Below are 17,901 nucleotides of genomic sequence, written 5' to 3' on the forward strand. Positions count from 1 at the left end.
CAGCACCATGTCGTAGTCGAGCACGAACGGCGTTGCGAGCGGCGCTCCTGCCAGAACCAGCGCCGCCAGCCCCGGCCGCCACCCTCTGCGCCAGCCATGGATCACGACCAGTGTCGCGGCCATCGCTGCCACCAGCGCCTGCACGGCATAGGCGGCCACGTTCGTCGCCCCAAGCAGGCGCAGCGCCGCAAACACGCTTGTCATCTTGCCGAAACCCACGGCGCCGTCAGCCATCGCGACCTCAGCGCGCGCGCTCGCAGCCAACCACTCCAGCCAGAGCTGTGGGCCGAACGCCCAGGCCGACAATCCCGCCAGCAGCAGCGCGGTGATCGCGGCCACCAGCACCACCTTCCATTCGCGCGAGGCGATGAGCGCCAGCGGCACCAGCAGGCCGAACTGCGGTTTGACCGTCGCGAGACCGAGGCACAGGCCTGCCAGCACGGGCTGGCGGCGGACCAGAAGCAGCCCCGTTCCCAGCAAGGCAGCGACCAGCCACGAGGTCTGCCCATGGGTCACTACGATCACCATCGCCGGATAGGCCAGAAGCGGCAGCCACAGCGGCATGCCGAGGCGCGCCAGGACCGGCAGTTCACGCCACCACACCCGCACCGCCGCCACATAGAGCGCGCCTGTCGCCAGCAGCCATGCCGCCAATGCCGGGAAATAGCCCAGCCAGCCCAGCGGCCAGCACAGCGCCAGGAACGAGGGCGGATAGAAAAACGCGGTGTAACCGCTCGCCGAGGCAAAAAAGGTCCGCTGCGCCGCAATATGCGCCGCCGCGTCATAGGGGTCGGCGCCGGAGATCAGCATCCGCCCCGTGGTCCAGAAACTGATGAAGTCGCTGCCGAGCAGGAACCCATTGGCGTCCACCCCGCCGTGCGCGGTCGCCAGCAGCCAGATCACCATCGCCGCATTGAGCAGGGCGAGCAGGCGCAGGTAGCCCCGCACCCGGCCCGCGCCCAGCCAGTTCATTTCACGCAAGATAAGCAGCCCCAATTTTGCGCCTGCTTGCAACGCCCCGGCGGCGAAGTCCATGCCTTCGATAAGAGCCGGGCCAGATCGCTTGCCATGCGGCGAGGCAAAACCTACCCATCAGGCGATCAGCTAAGGGATGGATGATGCAGCGTTTCGAAGGTACCGGCAGTTACGTCGCCACGGACGACCTCAAGGTCGCGGTCAATGCGGCCGTGCTGCTGCGCCGTCCGCTGCTGGTGAAAGGCGAGCCGGGCACCGGCAAGACCGTGCTGGCCGAACAGATCGCCGCCTCGCTCGGCGCCCCGCTGATCACCTGGAACGTCAAGTCCACCACCAAGGCACATCAGGGCCTTTACGAGTACGACGCGGTCGGCCGCCTGCGCGACGGCCAGCTCGGCGATGCGCGGGTCCATGACATCAACAACTACATCCGCCGGGGCAAGCTGTGGGAAGCCTTCACCTCCCCGCGCCTGCCGGTGCTGCTGATCGACGAGATCGACAAGGCCGACATCGAGTTCCCCAACGACCTCCTTGCCGAACTCGATCGCATGGCCTTCGACGTCTACGAAACCGGCGAGCACGTCGCCGCCGCCGAACGTCCGATCGTCGTCATCACCTCGAACAACGAGAAGGACCTGCCCGACGCCTTCCTGCGCCGCTCCTTCTTCCACTACATTAAGTTCCCCGACCGCGAGACGATGCAGGCCATCGTCGACGTGCATTTCCCGGGCATCCAGAAGACGCTGGTCACCCGCGCGATGGAGATCTTCTACGAACTGCGCGAAGTGCCAGGGCTCAAGAAAAAGCCCTCCACCAGCGAATTGCTCGACTGGCTGAAGCTGCTGCTGGCCGAGGACATGCCGCTCGACGTGTTGCAGAACCAGGATGCCACCAAGGCGATCCCGCCGCTCCACGGGGCCTTGCTCAAGAACGAACAGGACGTCATGCTGTTCGAAAGGCTCGCCTTCATGGCGCGCCGGGGGAACTGACACGATGACCGCACCTTACACCGGGGGCTGCGTCTGCGGCGCCATCACGCTCGCGATCGCGGGCGAACCGGTCGCCACGCGCCAGTGCTGGTGCCGCCAATGCCAGCAGCTTGCCGCCGGCGGCCCCACCAACAACGCGATCTTCAAGGCCGAGGACGTCGCCATCGGCGGCGATCTTGCCGCCTCGGCATGGCAGGCCGCCAGCGGCAACAGACTGACCTTCCACTTCTGTCCCGGATGCGGCACCCAGATCTTTGCGCAGAGTTCGGCCCGCCCGCATCTCAAGACCATGCGCCTCGGCGCGCTCGATGCCGGACACGGCCTCAAGCCCGACGCCGCGATCTGGACCGAGGATGCGCCGCAATGGGCCATGATCGACCCCGCGCTGGAGCAGTGGCCGCGCCAGCCCCCGCCGCCGCCTGCTGTCGATCCCCGGTAAGCCCGATCCCCGGTAAGGTTGGCGTCGCCCAGTGCCGAATGGGCGCCGGACGGGTGCCACCACACCCATGCAGGTCAGGCGTCGTAGGCCGAGATATACTCGAACATCACCGTCAGGGCGGCGCGATCCTGCTCGCTGATCTCCGGACGCCAGATCTCGAACAGCAGAACGACGCGGTCGTCCTCGCCGCGGTTCCATGCCTCATGCTCGATGCTGTCGTCGAAGATCAGCAACTTGCCGGGCTCCCACGAACGCACCTCGTTGCCCACGCGCAGGCTGCACCCCGGCGGCACCACCAAGGGCAAGTGGCAGATCAGGCGGGTATTGAGGAAACCGGTATGCGCAGGAATATGCATGCCGGGCTTGAGGCGCGAAAACAGGGCCATCGGCGAACGACCGGCGATGCGCGGGATCGGCGCAGCTTCCAGCGCCGCCATCGTGCGCGGGCAGCGCTCGGCCTGCCGTGCCACCGGCTCGCCGCCGCGCCAGAGATACAGGGCGCCCCAGCGCGGATCGCCCAGCATGGCATTGGCCTTGGGAGGCCGTCCCGGCTCGGATTCGACATAAGGCCGGAAAGCATCGTCCTCGCCCAGCACGCCCTCCAGTTCCGCGCGAATGACCTCGCTTTGCGCTTCCAGCGCAGGAACCCAGTCAAATGCCTCGCGCTCGTAAAACTGGTTCTGCGGCAGGCCGGGGAAGTAGAAGCTCTGCGGCTGCTGGACAAAGACCTGCTTGCGCCCGGTCAGGATGTCGAGCGCCTCAGCGATCCTCGGGCTCATCGCCGCGCCGCGAATGCCTTCCTGCTCCAGCCGCCCGCGCAGTTCTTCCTCGTAACGCGAAGCGAAGCCGGAAATAGCCTCTCTGGCACGCTGAAGCGCACCCTGCAGGCCCTGCGGCACGTTCGGCGTCCGGGCGGCGGTGTCGAGAGCGGCCTGATAGAATGCCGTGGCGGCCCGGCTGTCGCCGATCTGGCCATGCGCCTCCCCCTTGAGCAGGAGGGCGCCGATATGGCGCGGGTCGGCTGCCAGCACCCTGTCGAGCACCGCATCCGCCTGGCGCGGGTCTTCCGCGAAGAGATAGGCCTGCGCTGCCGACAGCAGCGGCGGATCGGGAAGCTGCATCAGCGGCTCCAGCGCCGCAAGCGCGGCCGGGCCGTCCCGGCGCTGCAGCGCGCGGACGGCATCTTCACGAAGGCGGGCGATCTGATTCGGGGTAAGTTGCACGGTGCGATCTATAAAGCTTCGCGGCGCCCTCTCAATCGCCCGCCGGTCATCGGGCAGGCGTTTCCCACCCGCCGCGCGATAGGCTATGCGATGGGCATGAACGCTTGCCCGGCCCCTGCCCGCCTCGTTGCTTCCCTGTGTCGTTCGGCTGACCGGCGAGAACCGTCATGCTGTTGAACTTCGTCGAGGAACTGCGCGCCGCGGGCATCGGCGCCTCGCTCAAGGAACACCTGGTGCTGCTCGAAGCGCTCGACCGCGAGGTGATCGAGCGCACGCCCGAGGCGTTCTACTACCTCAGCCGGGCAACCTTCGTGAAGGACGAAGGTCTGCTCGACCGCTTCGACCATGTGTTCCAGAAGGTCTTCAAGGGCGTGCTGACCGACTATGGCCAGCAGCCGGTGGACATTCCCGAGGACTGGCTGCGCAAGGTGGCAGAGCGCTACTTCTCGCAGGAGGAGATGGAGCAGATCCGGTCGCTGGGTTCCTGGGACGAGATCATGGAGACGCTGAAGAAGCGTCTCGAAGAACAGGAAAAGCGCCATTCCGGCGGCAACAAGTGGATCGGCACCAACGGCACCTCGCCCTTCGGGCATTCCGGCTACAACCCCGAGGGCATCCGCATCGGCGGTGAAGGCCGGCACGGGCGGGCGGTCAAGGTCTGGGAAAAGCGCGAGTTCGCCAATCTCGACAACACCCGCGAACTGGGCACGCGCAACATCAAGGTGGCGCTGCGGCGCCTGCGCCGCTTCGCCCGCGAAGGCGCGGCCGACGAGCTCGATCTCGACGAGACGATCCGGGGCACCGCCAAGCAGGGCTGGCTCGACGTGGTCATGCGTCCCGAGCGCCACAACGCGGTGAAAGTGCTGCTCTTCCTCGACGTCGGCGGTTCGATGGATCCCTACATCACGATGATGGAGGACCTGTTCAGCGCCGCCAGCGCCGAGTTCAAGAACATGGAGTTCTTCTACTTCCACAACTGTCTCTACGAAGGCGTGTGGAAGGACAACCGCCGCCGCAGGTCGCAGCGCACCCCGACCTGGGACCTGCTCCACAAGTTCGGGCACGACTACAAGGTGATCTTCGTGGGCGATGCGGCGATGAGCCCTTACGAGGTGAGCCATCCCGGCGGCTCGGTCGAACACATGAACGAGGAGGCCGGCGCGGTCTGGCTGCAGCGCGTTGCCCAGACTTATCCAGCCAGCGTGTGGCTCAACCCGACGCCGGAAAGCCAGTGGGGCTATTCCAGCTCCACCCGCATGATCCGCGATCTGATGGGCGGGGCGATGTTCCCGCTCACGCTCGACGGGCTCGACGCGGCGATGCGGGAACTGTCGCGCAAGAAGGCGTGACGGTCAGCCTCGGGCCCGAACGCAAAACAATGCAGTGACGGTATCGACCGATTTCAAAAAAGTAATAGCCTTTGCCAATTGAGAACTTTCACCCCCTTCGTTAAGCGCCCACTCGGGTACGCAAAACAACATCATTCCAATACGATATCAAATGCATGGAGAAGCGGGTGCGCTTTCTCCAACAGGGGGAATTTATGCGTTTCATCAAGTACGGCCTCATCTCCGCAGCCCTTCTGGCCCAGCCGGCGCTCGCCGACGAAGCCAGGCTTTCCGGGCTGCGCGTCGAGGCCCGCGTCGGTCTGGAAACCCCGACCGTCAGCGACGACGACGTCTACAAACTGGGGCAGTCGGTCTCGATTGGCGGCGAGATCGGTTATGACATTCCGGTGAGCACGAAGGTCACCGTCGGGCCCTTCGTGAACTACGACTATGCCCGCTCGAAGGACTGCGCGAGCGGCTATTGCCTGGGTTCGGACGGCAACCTCGCCGCAGGCGGCCGCATCGGCATCAACCTCGGCTCCGCCCTCCAGCTTTACTGCAAGCTCGGCTACGACCGCATGAAGCTGAAGGCGACCTATGAAGGCGATTCCGGCACCGAAACGCTCGACGGCGTCATGGGCGGCATCGGTCTCGACTACAATCTGTCGAGCAAGGCCTATGTCGGCGTGGAAATCAACTACGCCGACCTCGGCAGCTTCGAAGGCATCAACTTCCAGCGCCGCCACGCCGTGCTGACCGGCGGCATCCGCTTCTAAAGCGTTTTCTAATCAGGTGGAATCACCTGATGACTCGGAAAACGCGTAAAACCAAAACCTTGGAGCAGTTGGTCCGATGCAGTCAGATCGGAAACTGCTCCAAGAGCCCGTCTGGAATTTCGCGAAACGCGAATTACGCTGAAACCTCAGGGCTTCGCCACTTCGGTGAAGCCCTGAGCCATCCTGTTCAGCGATAGAGCAGCAGATCGGCGACTTCGGCCTTCCACGCGGCTTCGTCCGCTCCGGCCGCCGCCTCCAGATCGCCAGGCAGCGCATCGGGATTGTCGACCCACTCCCGCAGCCCCGGACCGCCGTTGATGACGTCGATCGCGAGCCGCGTGAACTCGTACTCGTAAGGGAAGTCGCGCCAGATCGGATAGTCGGGGTAGAGGCGCCGGATCGCCTTGAATGCCAGTGCCTGAAGCCGCCAGGGCCGGAAGGCGTGGTGATCGTAGAACGGGCCCTCGGCATGGATCATCAGGCCACTGCACAAGCTCCTGGCATGCTTGTGGAACGTCGGTTCGAACCAGCATTCGCGCAAGGCGCAGCCCGCCAGCCATTCGGGCGCAAAGCGCTGCATCTCGGCCAGAACCGCCTTGGCGTCGAGATCGGGGGCGCCGAACAGCACTTCGAGCGGACGCGTGGTGCCGCGTCCTTCGGAAACCGTCGCCCCCTCGATCATCACCGTCCCGGCATAGGCTCGGGCCATGTTGAGATTGGCGGCATTGGGACTGGGGTTGATCCACACGCGGTCAAGCGGCCAGCCGAATCCGGGGCCTTCCGGCTCCCACCCGTCCATCGCGATCACCCGGTAATCGACGTCGAGCTTGAAATGGCGGATGAACCAGTGCCCCATCTCGCCCAGCGTCAGGCCGTGGCGCATCGGCATCGGTCCGGCACCGACAAAGCTCTCCTGCCCCGGCAGCAGCGTCAGCCCTTCGACCGGACGACCGGCGGGATTGGGACGGTCCAGCACCCAGACGCTCTTGCCCTGCTCCTGCGCCGCTTCCAGCAGATAAAGCAGCGTGGTGACGAACGTGTAGATGCGGCAGCCAAGGTCCTGGAGGTCGAACAGGAACACGTCGGCACTGTCCATCATCGCCGCGCTGGGACGCCGCACTTCGCCGTAGAGGCTGTAGACGGGGATGCCATAGGTCGGGTCCAGCTCGTCCATGGTCTCGACCATGTTGTCCTGCTTGTCGCCCTTGAGGCCGTGCTGGGGGCCGAAGGCGCTCGTCACGTTCACCCCGGCCGCGATCAGCGCGTCAAGCGAATGGACGAGGTCTTCCGTCACCGAAGCGGGATGGGCGACAAGCGCGACGCGGCGACCTTCGAGGGGCTTGCGCAGTTCAGGGTCCGCCAGCAGGCGATCGATACCGAATTTCATGACGCGGTGGGTGCCGCAAGCGCCAGCGTGAAGCAAGCCGGATCGTGGAAGTCAGGCGCCTCGCCGCTGTGGGAAAGCGCCCAGAAGCTGCGCACGCCGCCCTCTTCCTCGATCACGGCCGTGAAGCCCATGGCGAGCGGCAGATCCGGCAGGCCGGCGGCGGGAATGGCGGCATCGAAGATGGCGATGTCGGAGCCCTTGCGCATCGTGCATTCGGGTTCACGCGGCATCGGCCGCTCGCTCATGCCCTCCCGGCGCGCGGTAAAGTCATAGGCATTCCAGCGCTCGGACGGCGAGAGGTTGATCTCGACATAAGGCTGCCCACCGGGGGGCTGGAGGAAAAGCTCGAAACAGGTGGTGTTCCAGAGCCCGTCGGCCCGGCCCTTGCCCGCAAAGGCGGGAACCACCAGCTTGCCCGCGCCCAGGATCCGCCAGCGCACACGCAGCCAGCTTTGGTCGAGGCCGATCACGCGGGCCTCCATCGAACGGACAAGGACGGGCGGATGGGCGGGGTGGCAGATCAGGTCGGACATGGCCCCTGCGTAGAGCCGCGCGGGTCATGCTGGCAATTGCCACCGGACCGGTTTCGGCCGGATATCACCACGAACGCGACCAATTGCTTCATATCCTGCGCCCCCCATGCTAGGCGCCCCGCTCCCATAAACAAGAAGCACGGTCATGACCTACAAATCTTCCCTGCTCCGCGTCCTCGAAGAACGCGGCTACATCCACCAGACGACGGATGCCGAGGGCCTCGACGCTCTCGCAGAGAAGCAGGTCGTGCCGGGCTATATCGGCTTCGACGCGACCGCCGCGTCGCTGCACATCGGCAGTCTCGTGCAGATCATGATGCTGCGCCGTCTCCAGCAGACCGGTCACAAGCCGATCGTGCTGATGGGCGGCGGCACCACCCGCATCGGCGACCCGACCGGGCGCGACGAAAGCCGCAAGATGCTGTCCGACGAGACGATCGAGACCAACATCAAGGGCATCTTCTCGATCTTCTCGCGCCTCCTGAAGTTCGGCGACGGCCCGACCGACGCGGTCATGGTGAACAACCAGGACTGGCTGGGCCAGCTCGGCTACATCCAGCTGCTCCAGGAAGTGGGCACGCACTTCACGGTCAACCGCATGCTCTCGTTCGATTCGGTCAAGCTGCGCCTCGAGCGCGAGCAGCCGATGACCTTCCTCGAATTCAACTACATGATCCTGCAGGGCTACGACTTCCGTCACCTCTGCAAGGAAAAGCAGGTGCGCCTGCAGATGGGCGGCTCCGACCAGTGGGGCAACATCGTCAACGGCATCGAACTGACCCGCCGCATGGACGGCAAGGAAGTGTTCGGCCTGACCACGCCGCTGCTCACCACCGCGGACGGCGCCAAGATGGGCAAGAGCGCCTCCGGCGCGGTCTGGCTCAACGAGGAGATGCTGCCGAGCTATGACTTCTGGCAATACTGGCGCAACTGCGACGACCGCGACGTCGGCAAGTTCCTGCGCCTGTTCACCGACCTGCCGCTGGACGAGATCGCCCGCCTCGAAGCGCTTGAAGGCGCCGCGATCAATGATGCCAAGGTCATGCTGGCCAACGAAGTGACCCGGCTGTGCCGCGGCGAGGATGCTGCCGTCGCCGCCGAAGCCACCGCCAAAGCGACGTTCGCGGGCGGCGGTCTCGGTCAGGACCTGCCGACGCTCGACGTCACCGGCGAAGGCGTTCGCCTCGGCGCGGCGCTCACCGAACTCGGCTTCACCGCCTCCAACGGCGAGGCCAAGCGCAAGATCGGTGAAGGCGCCGTGAAACTGGACGATGTCACCATGGATGATCCCGGCTTCCTGATCGAAGTGGCCTCCGGCGAAACCCGAAAGCTGAGCCTCGGCAAGAAGAAGCACGCGATCCTGCGCGGCGCCTGAAAGAGCCACATCAATGTATTACTTCCGGCAGGCGGCAAAATCCTGCCGGAAGTTTACCGTTTGTTTGCCATTTTGATGCTCTGTACCGTTTCACGGCGACAACCAATAGGCGGACAAGACCATGAGTGCAGGAGCCCAGCTCTCTGTAACCGACAAGCGGCGGGCAACCCGCCACCCTGTCGATCACAAGCTGATCGCCGAGCATCGCCAAATGGGCGATGTCCACCTGCATATCGTCAACTTTTCCGCCCAGGGCTTCATGTGCAAGGGCGAGCTTGCGCTTGATCGCGGGGAACGGCTGGTGATGCGCCTGCCCGTGGTGGGACGGATCGAAGCCCACCTGATCTGGTCGCACGAAGGCCGCTCCGGCTTCCAGTTCGAGCGGATCATCCGCATCGATGACTTCCTCAAGCTGGTCGACGCCACGCAGCCCAATCCGCGCCTCCGCCCGCGCCGGTAATACCTTCCAGCCATTGGCATTGCACAAGAAAGCCGCCCGGTTCCGCTCCGGGCGGCTTTCTTGCGTGGCACCTTCACCGCACTGCAACATGAATTTTACGTCATGCTGCGATTACCTCTTGATACAGTATAACATCACCACTAGCCCAGGCGCCATGAAGACGCCCCAAGCCCGAATCGCCCTGCTGGCATCTGCCGGCGCCCTTGCCACCACCGCCCTGCTTGCCGCACCGGGGGCCGCATTTGCTGCTGACGCCGCCGCGACTGCCGACAGCGCCCATCCGCAGGAAAACGGGCCGGAAATCATCGTCACCGGCCGTGTGATCTCGGGCAATGCCGATCCGATCAGCGCCCCCGTGGTGCTGACCGGCGAGGCACTGACCCGCGACATCAAGCCGCAGATCGGTGAAATGCTGGCAAGCCTGCCTGGCGTCTCCAGCACCGGCTTCGCGCCGGGTGTGTCGCGCCCGGTCCTGCGCGGTTTCGACGGTCCGCGCGTGCAGGTCCTGCTGGACGGCATCGGCTCGCTCGATGCCTCCTCGGTGTCGGCCGACCACGCCGTCTCGCTCGACACGCTCAATGTCGAGCGTGTCGAAGTGCTCCACGGCCCCCGCGTCCTGCTTTACGCCAGCGATCCCTCGGGCGGCGCCGTCAATGCGGTGGACAAGCGCATTCCGCGCAGCGTGCCGGACAAGGCCTTCACCGTCGACGCGCTCGGGTCCTTCGGCACCGCCGCCGACATGGTGAACGGCGGCATCGCCACCAACGTGCGCCTTGCCAGCCGCCTCGTCGCCCACTTCGACGCATCCTACTACCACAGCGATGACCTCCACGTCGGCGGCCACGTGCTCTCGCCCGAACTGCGCGCCGAAACGCTGACCCAGGCGAGCGACCTTGCCGCCGCGGGCGACCTGACCGGCGCCGCCACGCTCACCGAGCAGGCCAACGCCAAGGGCAAGATCGCCAACAGCGGCACCGAGGGATGGAGCTACGGCGGCGGCCTTGCCTTCATCGACGACGGCGGCGACATCGGCGTCTCGGTGCAGCGCCTCGCCACCGACTACGGCATCCCGCCGCGTCCCTCGACCGATCCCGAGGCCACCAGCATCTCGCTGCGCCAGACCCGCGTCGACTTGCGCGCCGGGCTCAACCTCACCGGCTTCCTCAAGCGCCTAGAAGTGCGCGGCGCTTATGGCGACTACGAGCACGCCGAGATCGAGGATGGCGACATCGGCACCCAGTTCCACAATCAGGCCGTGGAAGTCCGCCTCCAGGCCGACCAGGCCAAGCGCGGCATCTGGAGCGGCTCGACCGGCGTCCAGTACTCGTCCTCGCGCCTCGACATCAGCGGCGACGAGGCCCTGCTGCCGGACAACAACACCAACCGCTTTGCGGTCTTCACGCTGCAGCAGCTGGAAGTCGGCCGCTTCGACCTCGAAGGCGCGCTGCGCTACGAGAACACGCAGATCCGCACGATCCCGGCCACCGAGCACCGCGATTTCGACCAGTATGCCGCCGTTGCCGGTGTCGCCTGGCACGCCACCGACACGCTGACCTTCTCGGCCAACTTCTCGCACGGCGAACGCGCACCTTCGGCCGAGGAACTCTTCGTCGACGGCCTGCATGACGCCACCCAGTCCTACGAACGCGGCAACCCGAACTTCACGGTCGAAAAGAGCAACACCGTCGAGGCGGGTCTGCGCTACAACGGCGGCGCCTTTGTCGGCTCGGTCACCCTGTTCGGCACCAACTTCGACAACTTCATCACCGCCGTTCCGACCGGCGAAGTGATCGAGGACTTCCCGGTCTACCAGTACCTCCAGGCCCCCGCCCGCTTCCGCGGCATCGAGGCGGAAGGCGCGCTGACTTTCGCACGCTGGGGCGACAACGCGCTCAAGGCCGACGGCGGGGTCGACTATACCCATGCCAAGCTGGTCAACATGGGCCCGGTGCCCCGCATTCCCCCGCTGCGCACGCGCGGCGGCCTCGAATTCGATTCGCCGGCCGTCACCCTGCGCGGCGAAGTGGAATGGAACGCCAAGCAGGACCGCGTGACCGAGAACGAGAACCCGACCAGCGCCTTCACGCTCGTCAACCTCAGCGCCACCTGGCGTCCGATGGGCCAGGACGGCCCGCTCTCGCTGATCCTCGCCGCCGACAACCTGCTCGACGCGAGCGGCCGTCTCGCCGCCTCGGAAACGCGCGACTTCGTGCCGATCGCCGGCCGCGACGTGCGCCTCACCGCGCGGTTTACTTATTGATCCCAAACATAACCTATCGACACCCCATGGCAGCATGACTTGGCAAGCGCCGGTCATGCTGCCATGCAGCCCGACGTGAATACGCCCTCTTCCCCTGCAGGCGCCCCAGCGCAGCCGCCATCATCTCCAACATCCCCGCTGCGCATCGCCGATTATCGCAAGTTCTGGCTTGCCCGGTTCTTCCAGGTACTGGCCTCGACCGGCATGGTCGTCATCATCGGCTATCAACTCTATGACGTCGCCCGCAGCGACTATGGCATGTCGATCACCCAGGCCTCGTTCCAGCTCGGCCTGCTCGGTTTCGCGCAGTTCCTGCCGATCTTCCTGCTGACCCCGATCTCCGGCGTCATCGCCGACCGGTTCGACCGGCGCCGGGTGGCCGGCCTGGCCATGGGCATCGACATCCTCGTCGCGCTCGGCCTCGGCATCACCACCACGCTCGACTGGCGCAGCCTGCCCGCGCTCTACATCTTTGCCGCGGTACACGGCGCCGTGCGCGTCTTTGTCGCCCCCTCGATGAGCGCGATTGCCCCCAACATCGTGCCGAGCAGCCTGATCCCCCGCGCGATCGGCTTCAACTCGATCGCCATGCAGGCGGGTACGATCGTCGGCCCTGCAGCCTTCGGCTTCCTCTTCGCCAGCCACCACGCCTCCCCCTACTGGGTCGCGGCCGCGCTCATGGCGCTGGCCGCTCTCAACATCCTGGCGATCCGCAACATTCCGCCGGTGCCCGTGGACGCACGCAAGGCGCACCCGCTGCGCCAGATCGTCGATGGCTTCCACTTCATCTGGAGCGAGCGTTTCCTGCTCGGCTGCATCACGCTGGATCTCTTCGCGGTGCTGCTGGGCGGGGCCACCGCGCTGATGCCCGTGTTTGCGCGCGACATCCTCCATGTCGGCCCCGAAGGCCTTGGCCAGATGCGCGCGGCGACGGCCGCCGGCGCCGCCGTGGTGGCGCTCTGGCTCTCGTTCCGCCCGCTGGCAAGGAACGTCGGCGTCAAGATGCTCGTGTCGGTCGCCGCCTACGGCGCGATGACGCTGGGCTTCGGCCTGTCGCGCAGCTTCGTCGTCTCGCTGGGCTTCCTTGCGCTGATCGGCGCGGCGGACATGATCTCGGTGTTCATCCGCAGTTCGCTGGTCCAGCTGCGCACGCCCGATGACAAGCGCGGGCGCGTTTCCGCCATTTCCGGGCTCGCCATCTCCGCCTCGAACGAGCTTGGCGAGATGCAGTCAGGTGTCGCCGCCGCACTTCTGGGTGCAACCGGCGCAGTTGTCTTCGGCGGCACCGCTGCCATAGTCATCACCGCAATCTGGGCCTGGGGCTTCCCCGAGATCCGCCGGGCCCGAACCTTCGCACCACGTTGGGAGCAAGAGCAATGAAGGCCGACAGCATCCTCGCCACCATCGGCAATACCCCGCATATCCGCCTCTCGCGCCTGTTCCCGGACCATGAGGTCTGGATCAAGGCGGAGCGCGGCAATCCGGGCGGTTCGATCAAGGACCGCATCGCCCTCGCCATGATCGAGGCTGCCGAGGCCGACGGCACCCTGAAGCCGGGCGGCACCATCATCGAGCCGACCTCGGGCAACACCGGCATCGGCCTTGCCATGGTCGCGGCGGTCAAGGGCTACAAGCTGGTCCTCGTCATGCCCGAATCGATGTCGATCGAGCGCCGCCGCCTGATGCTGGCCTATGGCGCCAGCTTCGACCTGACGCCGCGCGAAAAGGGCATGAAGGGCGCGATCGAGCGCGCGCGCGAGCTCATCGCCGAAACCCCCGGCTCGTGGATGCCGCAGCAGTTCGACAACCCGGCCAACGTCGCCGTTCACGTGAAGACGACCGCGCAGGAAATCCTCGCGGACTTCGCCGAAACCCCGGTCGACGTGCTGATCACCGGCGTCGGCACCGGCGGTCATCTCACGGGCTGCGCCGAGGCGCTCAAGGCTACCTGGCCCGCACTCAAGGCCTATGCCGTCGAGCCGACGCTTTCGCCGGTGATTTCCGGCGGCCAGCCAGGCCCGCACCCGATCCAGGGCATCGGCGCCGGCTTCATCCCCGGCAACCTGCATACCCAGTCGATCGACGGCGCCATCCAGGTCGATCCGGCCGATGCCAAGGAATGGGCGCGCCGCTGCGCGACCGAGGAAGGCATGCTGGTCGGCATCAGTTCGGGCGCAACGCTGGCCGCCATCGCCCAGAAGCTGCCCTCGCTGCCGGAAGGCTCGCGCGTGCTCGGCTTCAACTACGACACCGGCGAGCGTTACCTCTCGGTGCCGGACTTCCTGCCGGAATGAGCGGGATGGAAGCCATTGCCTACAGCCACGCCGGTCAGGAGCTGACCGGCTGGTTGGCCCGCCCCTCGGGCGATGTCCGCGCGGCGGTCATCCTCTTCCCGACGATCGCCAACTTCAACGCGCCGATGGAACGGCGCGCGAAGATGCTGGCCGAACTCGGTTATCTGACGCTAATTGCCGATTTCTACGGAGAACCCGTGGCCAGCTTCGAGGCCTCGTTCCCGCTGGCGGAAAAACTGCGCGCCGACAACGACCATTACCGGGGCCGCATCGCCGCCGCCATCGCGGCACTGCGCACTCTGTCGGAAGCGTTGGGGTCGGAAGCGTTGGGGCCCGACGCATCGGACCTGCCGATGCTCGGCCTCGGCTACTGCATGGGCGGTCAGGCGGTTCTCGAAGCCGCGCGTAGCGGCCAGGACCTGCTTGCCGCGGTCAGCTTCCACGGCACGCTCTCGACGCCGCGTCCCGCCGAACCCGGCACGATCCGCCCGCGCATCCTGGTCTGCCACGGCGATGCCGATCCGCTGGTCCCGCGCGAGCAGGTCATCGGTTTCTGGGAGGAAATGGACAAGGCCGGGGCCAACTGGCACTTCCACGCCTATTCCGGCGTGCGCCACGGCTTCACCGACCGCGGCAGCGACGAACGAGGCATGGCCGCCCTGGGGTACGATGCCAGTGCCGACCGTCAAAGTTGGGCCGCGATGCTTTCGCTGTTCGACGAAGTTCTGGACTGAACGCCGGAATATAGGCCGTGGCTGCCCCGCGAGGCAGCCACGGTCCGTCTCATGGCCTGTCAGCAGCCGTTGGACTTGTTTCCACCGACAGGAGGACGATGATCCCCGTCATGGCGGTGGTCGCCGCTGTTGCCCCACTTGTTGCCGTGCTGGCTGCCCTGCCAGCCTTTGCTCCTGCCGAAATCCCCGGTCAGCGCAGCCAGCTTGAACTTCGACGCGCTCAGCGTCGATTGAGCGGCCTTCTCCCCCGCCATGGCTGCGGTTGGCGCGACTGCCAGCAGGCCCACGGCGGCAGCGGCAATGGTTATACGTTGCATCATGAGGTTTTCCCTTCCTTCTTTGCGCCCCGAACGACCTTTCCAGGCCGACGACCTCTCCTTCGCTGCCCCAAGTCGACCCGCGCCCGGTTCCGGAAAGCAGGCACGCGTCTCCCCTCGGCCGGTGAAGGGGCAAGACACCGGTCACGGGACAGTCGAAAAGCAGTTTTTGCAATTATCGCAGGGCAGTAGGGATCGCGCGCCAATCACCACTGCCGATCGGGAGCCTTCCCTTTCGCAGTGCAGCATGCGAGCGTGTTGCGACGATACGTCCGTCGGATCGGGCCAATCGAAGGCCCTCATGATTTCAGCCTAACATGCTGAATTGAACAGATAAGCCTGAAACAGGCTGTTCTATATGCATTTCTTGCGCGGCGTGCCTTGCGGGCCCGGAGGGAGCCCGCAAGTCCTTCAGCCTTCTACCGATTCGAGTCCTTCATCGGTGAGTCGGCGGTAGAAGCAGCTGCGCGCTCCGGTATGGCAGGCAGGGCCTTCCGGCCGGACCCGCAGTTCGATCGCGTCCTGGTCGCAATCGACTCGAATCTCCTCGACCCGCAGCACATGGCCGGAAGTCTCCCCCTTCAGCCACAGCTTCCCGCGCGAGCGCGAATGGAAATGGGCAAGGCCCGTCTCACGCGTGCGCGCCAGCGCCTCGGCATCCATGAACGCCACCATCAGGATTTCCCGGGTCAAGGCGTCCACCGCGATGCCGATCACCAGCCCCTGCGCGTCGAACTTGGGAAGAAAAGCAGAACCTTGCTCGCGCTCGGCCTTGGAAATCTCGGAACCGGTATCGGACATTTCAGATATATTCCCCAGATACGTCACGGCCAAATGGTTGTTGCACGATAACCACAGCCGATCACCAAAATCCCCGTAACGCGCTCAAGCCCCTTTTCAACCCCCGCGTTTGCTGGGAATGTCGCCTTGCAGCTGGGGGGCTGCTTCCGACCTTAGGTCGCTGACTGATAGATGTCTCACCGGCAGAAATGCCAAGGCAATATCAGGAAACAGGCACCACGGTTCAGGGAAGAATTGAGGGATCGGACCAGGCGGCCTGCAGGGGGGCCGCCGAACCGCATAGCGGGGTTCACGAGTTTCGTCACGAGAACGCCCGGAGCCTTTTTGGCTCCGGGCGTTTTCGTTTTTACCACGCCCTCATTCGCCTGAGGTCAAAGTACCTCATCCAGAACCCGGGCAAAGCAACCGATCACCACTTCGCGGGCGCCGGCACGCTTGAGCGCCACCACGCAGGCATCGCTGGTCGCACCGCTGGTCAGTACATCGTCGACCAGCACGATCCGCGCACCTTTCACCACGGAACGATGGCGCCGTGATACCGCGATCGCCCCCGACAGCACCCGCTGGCGCGCCGCGCGCCCCAGGCCGCCGAGCGAGGGCGTGGCCTTGCGGCGCTCCAGCACGGCGACGCCTAGTCGCGCACCGCGCTGCCGGGCGAGGACGCGGGCCAGTTCCGCCGCCTGATTGTAGCCGCGCCGCCAGAGCCGCCAGCGATGCAGCGGCACCGGAACCACCAGCCAGTCCGCATCGACATCATGCATGCGGCCCGCGATCAGCCCGCCCATCATCTGCGAAAGCGCGATGCGGTTCCCGTGCTTGAGCGCCAGCACCAGGCGCCGCGAGGCATCGTTGTAGAGCGTGGCCGCGGCAATGCCGTCATGACGGGGCGGATCGGCCATGCAAGGCGCGCACATCGCGTCTTGCGGTATGCTCTGCGTGAAGGGCCTCGCACACGTGCGGCAGCCGGGATCGCCGGGCAGCACCAGTTGCTGCCAGCAGGCCGGACAGAGCCCGTTCTGGGCAACGATCGCGGTGCCGCACAGCGGGCAGCGCGGCGGGAATACAAGGTCCAACAGCGGCGCAAGCGCCTTGCCAATCTCCATCGCGGCGACTCTAGGCGGCCCGGCCGCCGCGGCAAGCTACAAGCTGTTCATCGATGGAGCCGTCTGCAAGGTTGCGCGAAGCCGCCGGACGCGGCAGGGAGCCAAGCGATGGCCGAAAGCACTCCCCCCGCCCCGCCGCGTATCTTCGCCCGCCCCCGCCGCATCGCCGCCCGCCGCCGCGCCGAGGCGCTGCAACGCCTGCCCGACGCGCCGCACTACCTGCTCGACGACATGATCGAGGATGTCGAGGAACGCCTCTCGTTCCTGCGCTTCGAACCGCGGCGCGCGCTGGTGATCGGCGACTGGACCGGCTCGCTCGCCCGGGGCCTGCGACTGCGCGGCGTCGAGGTGGTCGAGGCGGAACCCGCCTCCGGGTTCGACGAGGAGGCGCCCTACCCCTTCGACGGCTTCGACCTCATCGCCAGCCTCGGCACGCTGGATACCGTCAACGACCTGCCTGGCGCGCTGATCCACGCCCGCCGGGCGCTGGCCCCGGGCGGCATGCTGATCGCCAGCTTCCTGTCCTCGGGAAGCCTGCCGCGCCTGCGCGAGATCATGCTGGCCGCCGACGCCGATCGCCCCGCCGCCCGCATCCATCCGATGGTGGACGTGCGGGCGGGCGGGCAACTCCTCCAGCGCACGCTCTATGCCGACCCGGTGATCGACCAGCGCCCGCTCCAGGTCTCGTTCCGCAGCTTCGAGCGCCTGATCGGCGACTTGCGAGCCCAGGCTCATTCGAGTGTGCTGGCTGATCCGGGCCCGCCGCTCGGCAAGGCCGCGCTGGCGCGTGCCAAGGCCGCGTTCGAGCTCGCCGGAGTCAACGGAAAGACCGTCGAAACTTTCGAGATCCTGACCCTATCAGGCTGGAAAAAATAAGAAAAAGGCAGGAGCATCACTCCTGCCTTCG

At 65.9% G+C, this 17,901-nt stretch carries 18 protein-coding genes; 11 read left to right on the forward strand and 7 right to left on the reverse strand.

Annotated elements, in window-relative coordinates; genetic code table 11:
• A partial coding sequence (locus OKA11_RS02255; RefSeq protein WP_267218628.1) for a glycosyltransferase family 87 protein occupies nucleotides 1-996 on the reverse strand: 996 nt, incomplete at its 3' end.
• Nucleotides 997-1,118: 122 nt separating this feature from the next.
• Here OKA11_RS02255 and OKA11_RS02260 point away from each other — a divergent pair.
• Entirely contained in the window at nucleotides 1,119-1,964 is an 846-nt protein-coding gene (locus OKA11_RS02260; protein ID WP_267218629.1) for an AAA family ATPase, read from the forward strand.
• Nucleotides 1,965-1,968: 4 nt separating this feature from the next.
• On the forward strand, nucleotides 1,969-2,403 hold the full coding sequence (locus OKA11_RS02265) for a GFA family protein (protein WP_267218630.1): 435 nt from the start codon (nucleotides 1,969-1,971) through the stop codon (nucleotides 2,401-2,403).
• A gap of 74 nt (nucleotides 2,404-2,477) precedes the next feature.
• Here the strand turns inward: OKA11_RS02265 and OKA11_RS02270 are convergent, their stop codons facing one another.
• Nucleotides 2,478-3,626 (reverse strand): aspartyl/asparaginyl beta-hydroxylase domain-containing protein, encoded by a 1,149-nt coding sequence (locus OKA11_RS02270; RefSeq protein WP_267218631.1) that lies wholly within the window; start codon nucleotides 3,624-3,626, stop codon nucleotides 2,478-2,480.
• 167 nt (nucleotides 3,627-3,793) lie between these two features.
• Here OKA11_RS02270 and OKA11_RS02275 point away from each other — a divergent pair, with 167 nt between their 5' ends.
• A complete protein-coding gene (locus OKA11_RS02275) occupies nucleotides 3,794-4,975 on the forward strand; it encodes a vWA domain-containing protein (RefSeq protein WP_267218632.1) in 1,182 nt (393 codons plus the stop codon).
• Between the two features lie 194 nt (nucleotides 4,976-5,169).
• A complete protein-coding gene (locus OKA11_RS02280) occupies nucleotides 5,170-5,730 on the forward strand; it encodes an outer membrane beta-barrel protein (protein WP_267218633.1) in 561 nt (186 codons plus the stop codon).
• A gap of 187 nt (nucleotides 5,731-5,917) precedes the next feature.
• On the opposite strand, the gene OKA11_RS02285 is transcribed toward OKA11_RS02280, so the two are convergent.
• Nucleotides 5,918-7,117, reverse strand: coding sequence for an exo-beta-N-acetylmuramidase NamZ family protein (locus OKA11_RS02285; protein ID WP_267218634.1), 1,200 nt, complete (start codon nucleotides 7,115-7,117; stop codon nucleotides 5,918-5,920).
• Nucleotides 7,114-7,650 carry a DOMON-like domain-containing protein gene (locus OKA11_RS02290; RefSeq protein WP_267218635.1) on the reverse strand — a complete coding sequence of 179 codons (537 nt, stop codon included), beginning with the start codon at nucleotides 7,648-7,650 and terminating at the stop codon, nucleotides 7,114-7,116. Before OKA11_RS02290 ends, OKA11_RS02285 begins: the two co-directional genes overlap by 4 nt.
• Before the next feature lie 145 nt (nucleotides 7,651-7,795).
• Here OKA11_RS02290 and tyrS point away from each other — a divergent pair, with 145 nt between their 5' ends.
• The 6 genes from tyrS to OKA11_RS02320 all read left to right on the forward strand — a co-directional run bounded on the left by tyrS (nucleotide 7,796) and on the right by OKA11_RS02320 (nucleotide 14,773).
• Complete coding sequence (tyrS, locus tag OKA11_RS02295; protein ID WP_267218636.1) at nucleotides 7,796-9,025, forward strand: tyrosine--tRNA ligase; 1,230 nt, start codon at nucleotides 7,796-7,798, stop codon at nucleotides 9,023-9,025.
• A 121-nt stretch (nucleotides 9,026-9,146) separates the two neighbouring features.
• Nucleotides 9,147-9,485, forward strand: a complete 339-nt coding sequence (locus OKA11_RS02300) for a PilZ domain-containing protein (protein ID WP_267218637.1) — start codon at nucleotides 9,147-9,149, stop codon at nucleotides 9,483-9,485.
• Between the two features lie 154 nt (nucleotides 9,486-9,639).
• The gene (locus OKA11_RS02305) at nucleotides 9,640-11,745 is read left to right on the forward strand and encodes a TonB-dependent receptor (protein ID WP_267218638.1); all 2,106 of its coding nucleotides are present in this window, start codon (nucleotides 9,640-9,642) and stop codon (nucleotides 11,743-11,745) included.
• Nucleotides 11,746-11,808: 63 nt separating this feature from the next.
• Nucleotides 11,809-13,125, forward strand: coding sequence for an MFS transporter (locus tag OKA11_RS02310; RefSeq protein WP_379489385.1), 1,317 nt, complete (start codon nucleotides 11,809-11,811; stop codon nucleotides 13,123-13,125).
• Nucleotides 13,122-14,039, forward strand: a complete 918-nt coding sequence (cysK, locus tag OKA11_RS02315) for a cysteine synthase A (RefSeq protein ID WP_267218640.1) — start codon at nucleotides 13,122-13,124, stop codon at nucleotides 14,037-14,039. Before OKA11_RS02310 ends, cysK begins: the two co-directional genes overlap by 4 nt.
• On the forward strand, nucleotides 14,036-14,773 hold the full coding sequence (locus OKA11_RS02320; protein WP_267218641.1) for a dienelactone hydrolase family protein: 738 nt from the start codon (nucleotides 14,036-14,038) through the stop codon (nucleotides 14,771-14,773). Before cysK ends, OKA11_RS02320 begins: the two co-directional genes overlap by 4 nt.
• Nucleotides 14,774-14,832: 59 nt before the next feature.
• On the opposite strand, the gene OKA11_RS02325 is transcribed toward OKA11_RS02320, so the two are convergent.
• The 3 genes from OKA11_RS02325 to OKA11_RS02335 all read right to left on the reverse strand — a co-directional run bounded on the left by OKA11_RS02325 (nucleotide 14,833) and on the right by OKA11_RS02335 (nucleotide 16,994).
• Nucleotides 14,833-15,093, reverse strand: a complete 261-nt coding sequence (locus OKA11_RS02325; protein WP_267218643.1) for a hypothetical protein — start codon at nucleotides 15,091-15,093, stop codon at nucleotides 14,833-14,835.
• 408 nt (nucleotides 15,094-15,501) lie between these two features.
• Nucleotides 15,502-15,891 carry a phosphoribosyl-AMP cyclohydrolase gene (gene hisI / locus OKA11_RS02330; RefSeq protein ID WP_207078604.1) on the reverse strand — a complete coding sequence of 130 codons (390 nt, stop codon included), beginning with the start codon at nucleotides 15,889-15,891 and terminating at the stop codon, nucleotides 15,502-15,504.
• 371 nt (nucleotides 15,892-16,262) lie between these two features.
• Nucleotides 16,263-16,994, reverse strand: a complete 732-nt coding sequence (locus OKA11_RS02335; RefSeq protein WP_267218645.1) for a ComF family protein — start codon at nucleotides 16,992-16,994, stop codon at nucleotides 16,263-16,265.
• A gap of 108 nt (nucleotides 16,995-17,102) precedes the next feature.
• Between OKA11_RS02335 and OKA11_RS02340 the strand changes: the two genes are divergently transcribed.
• Complete coding sequence (locus tag OKA11_RS02340) at nucleotides 17,103-17,870, forward strand: class I SAM-dependent methyltransferase (RefSeq protein ID WP_267218646.1); 768 nt, start codon at nucleotides 17,103-17,105, stop codon at nucleotides 17,868-17,870.
• The last annotated feature ends 31 nt before the right edge of the window (nucleotides 17,871-17,901 follow it).

The sequence above is a fragment of the Novosphingobium clariflavum genome, from assembly GCF_026420865.1.
GTDB classification, from domain to species: domain Bacteria; phylum Pseudomonadota; class Alphaproteobacteria; order Sphingomonadales; family Sphingomonadaceae; genus Novosphingobium; species Novosphingobium clariflavum.

Bases quoted from the DNA above. Each gene is read 5' to 3' on its own strand.
- OKA11_RS02260 (WP_267218629.1), top strand. From the start codon at position 1,119: ATGCAGCGTTTCGAAGGTACCGGCAGTTACGTCGCCACGGACGACCTC.
- OKA11_RS02265 (WP_267218630.1), top strand. From the start codon at position 1,969: ATGACCGCACCTTACACCGGGGGCTGCGTCTGCGGCGCCATCACGCTC.
- OKA11_RS02275 (WP_267218632.1), top strand. From the start codon at position 3,794: ATGCTGTTGAACTTCGTCGAGGAACTGCGCGCCGCGGGCATCGGCGCC.
- OKA11_RS02280 (WP_267218633.1), top strand. From the start codon at position 5,170: ATGCGTTTCATCAAGTACGGCCTCATCTCCGCAGCCCTTCTGGCCCAG.
- OKA11_RS02285 (WP_267218634.1), bottom strand. From the start codon at position 7,117: ATGAAATTCGGTATCGATCGCCTGCTGGCGGACCCTGAACTGCGCAAG.
- OKA11_RS02290 (WP_267218635.1), bottom strand. From the start codon at position 7,650: ATGTCCGACCTGATCTGCCACCCCGCCCATCCGCCCGTCCTTGTCCGT.
- tyrS (WP_267218636.1), top strand. From the start codon at position 7,796: ATGACCTACAAATCTTCCCTGCTCCGCGTCCTCGAAGAACGCGGCTAC.
- OKA11_RS02300 (WP_267218637.1), top strand. From the start codon at position 9,147: ATGAGTGCAGGAGCCCAGCTCTCTGTAACCGACAAGCGGCGGGCAACC.
- OKA11_RS02305 (WP_267218638.1), top strand. From the start codon at position 9,640: ATGAAGACGCCCCAAGCCCGAATCGCCCTGCTGGCATCTGCCGGCGCC.
- OKA11_RS02310 (WP_379489385.1), top strand. From the start codon at position 11,809: ATGCAGCCCGACGTGAATACGCCCTCTTCCCCTGCAGGCGCCCCAGCG.
- cysK (WP_267218640.1), top strand. From the start codon at position 13,122: ATGAAGGCCGACAGCATCCTCGCCACCATCGGCAATACCCCGCATATC.
- OKA11_RS02320 (WP_267218641.1), top strand. From the start codon at position 14,036: ATGAGCGGGATGGAAGCCATTGCCTACAGCCACGCCGGTCAGGAGCTG.
- OKA11_RS02325 (WP_267218643.1), bottom strand. From the start codon at position 15,093: ATGATGCAACGTATAACCATTGCCGCTGCCGCCGTGGGCCTGCTGGCA.
- hisI (WP_207078604.1), bottom strand. From the start codon at position 15,891: ATGTCCGATACCGGTTCCGAGATTTCCAAGGCCGAGCGCGAGCAAGGT.
- OKA11_RS02335 (WP_267218645.1), bottom strand. From the start codon at position 16,994: ATGGAGATTGGCAAGGCGCTTGCGCCGCTGTTGGACCTTGTATTCCCG.
- OKA11_RS02340 (WP_267218646.1), top strand. From the start codon at position 17,103: ATGGCCGAAAGCACTCCCCCCGCCCCGCCGCGTATCTTCGCCCGCCCC.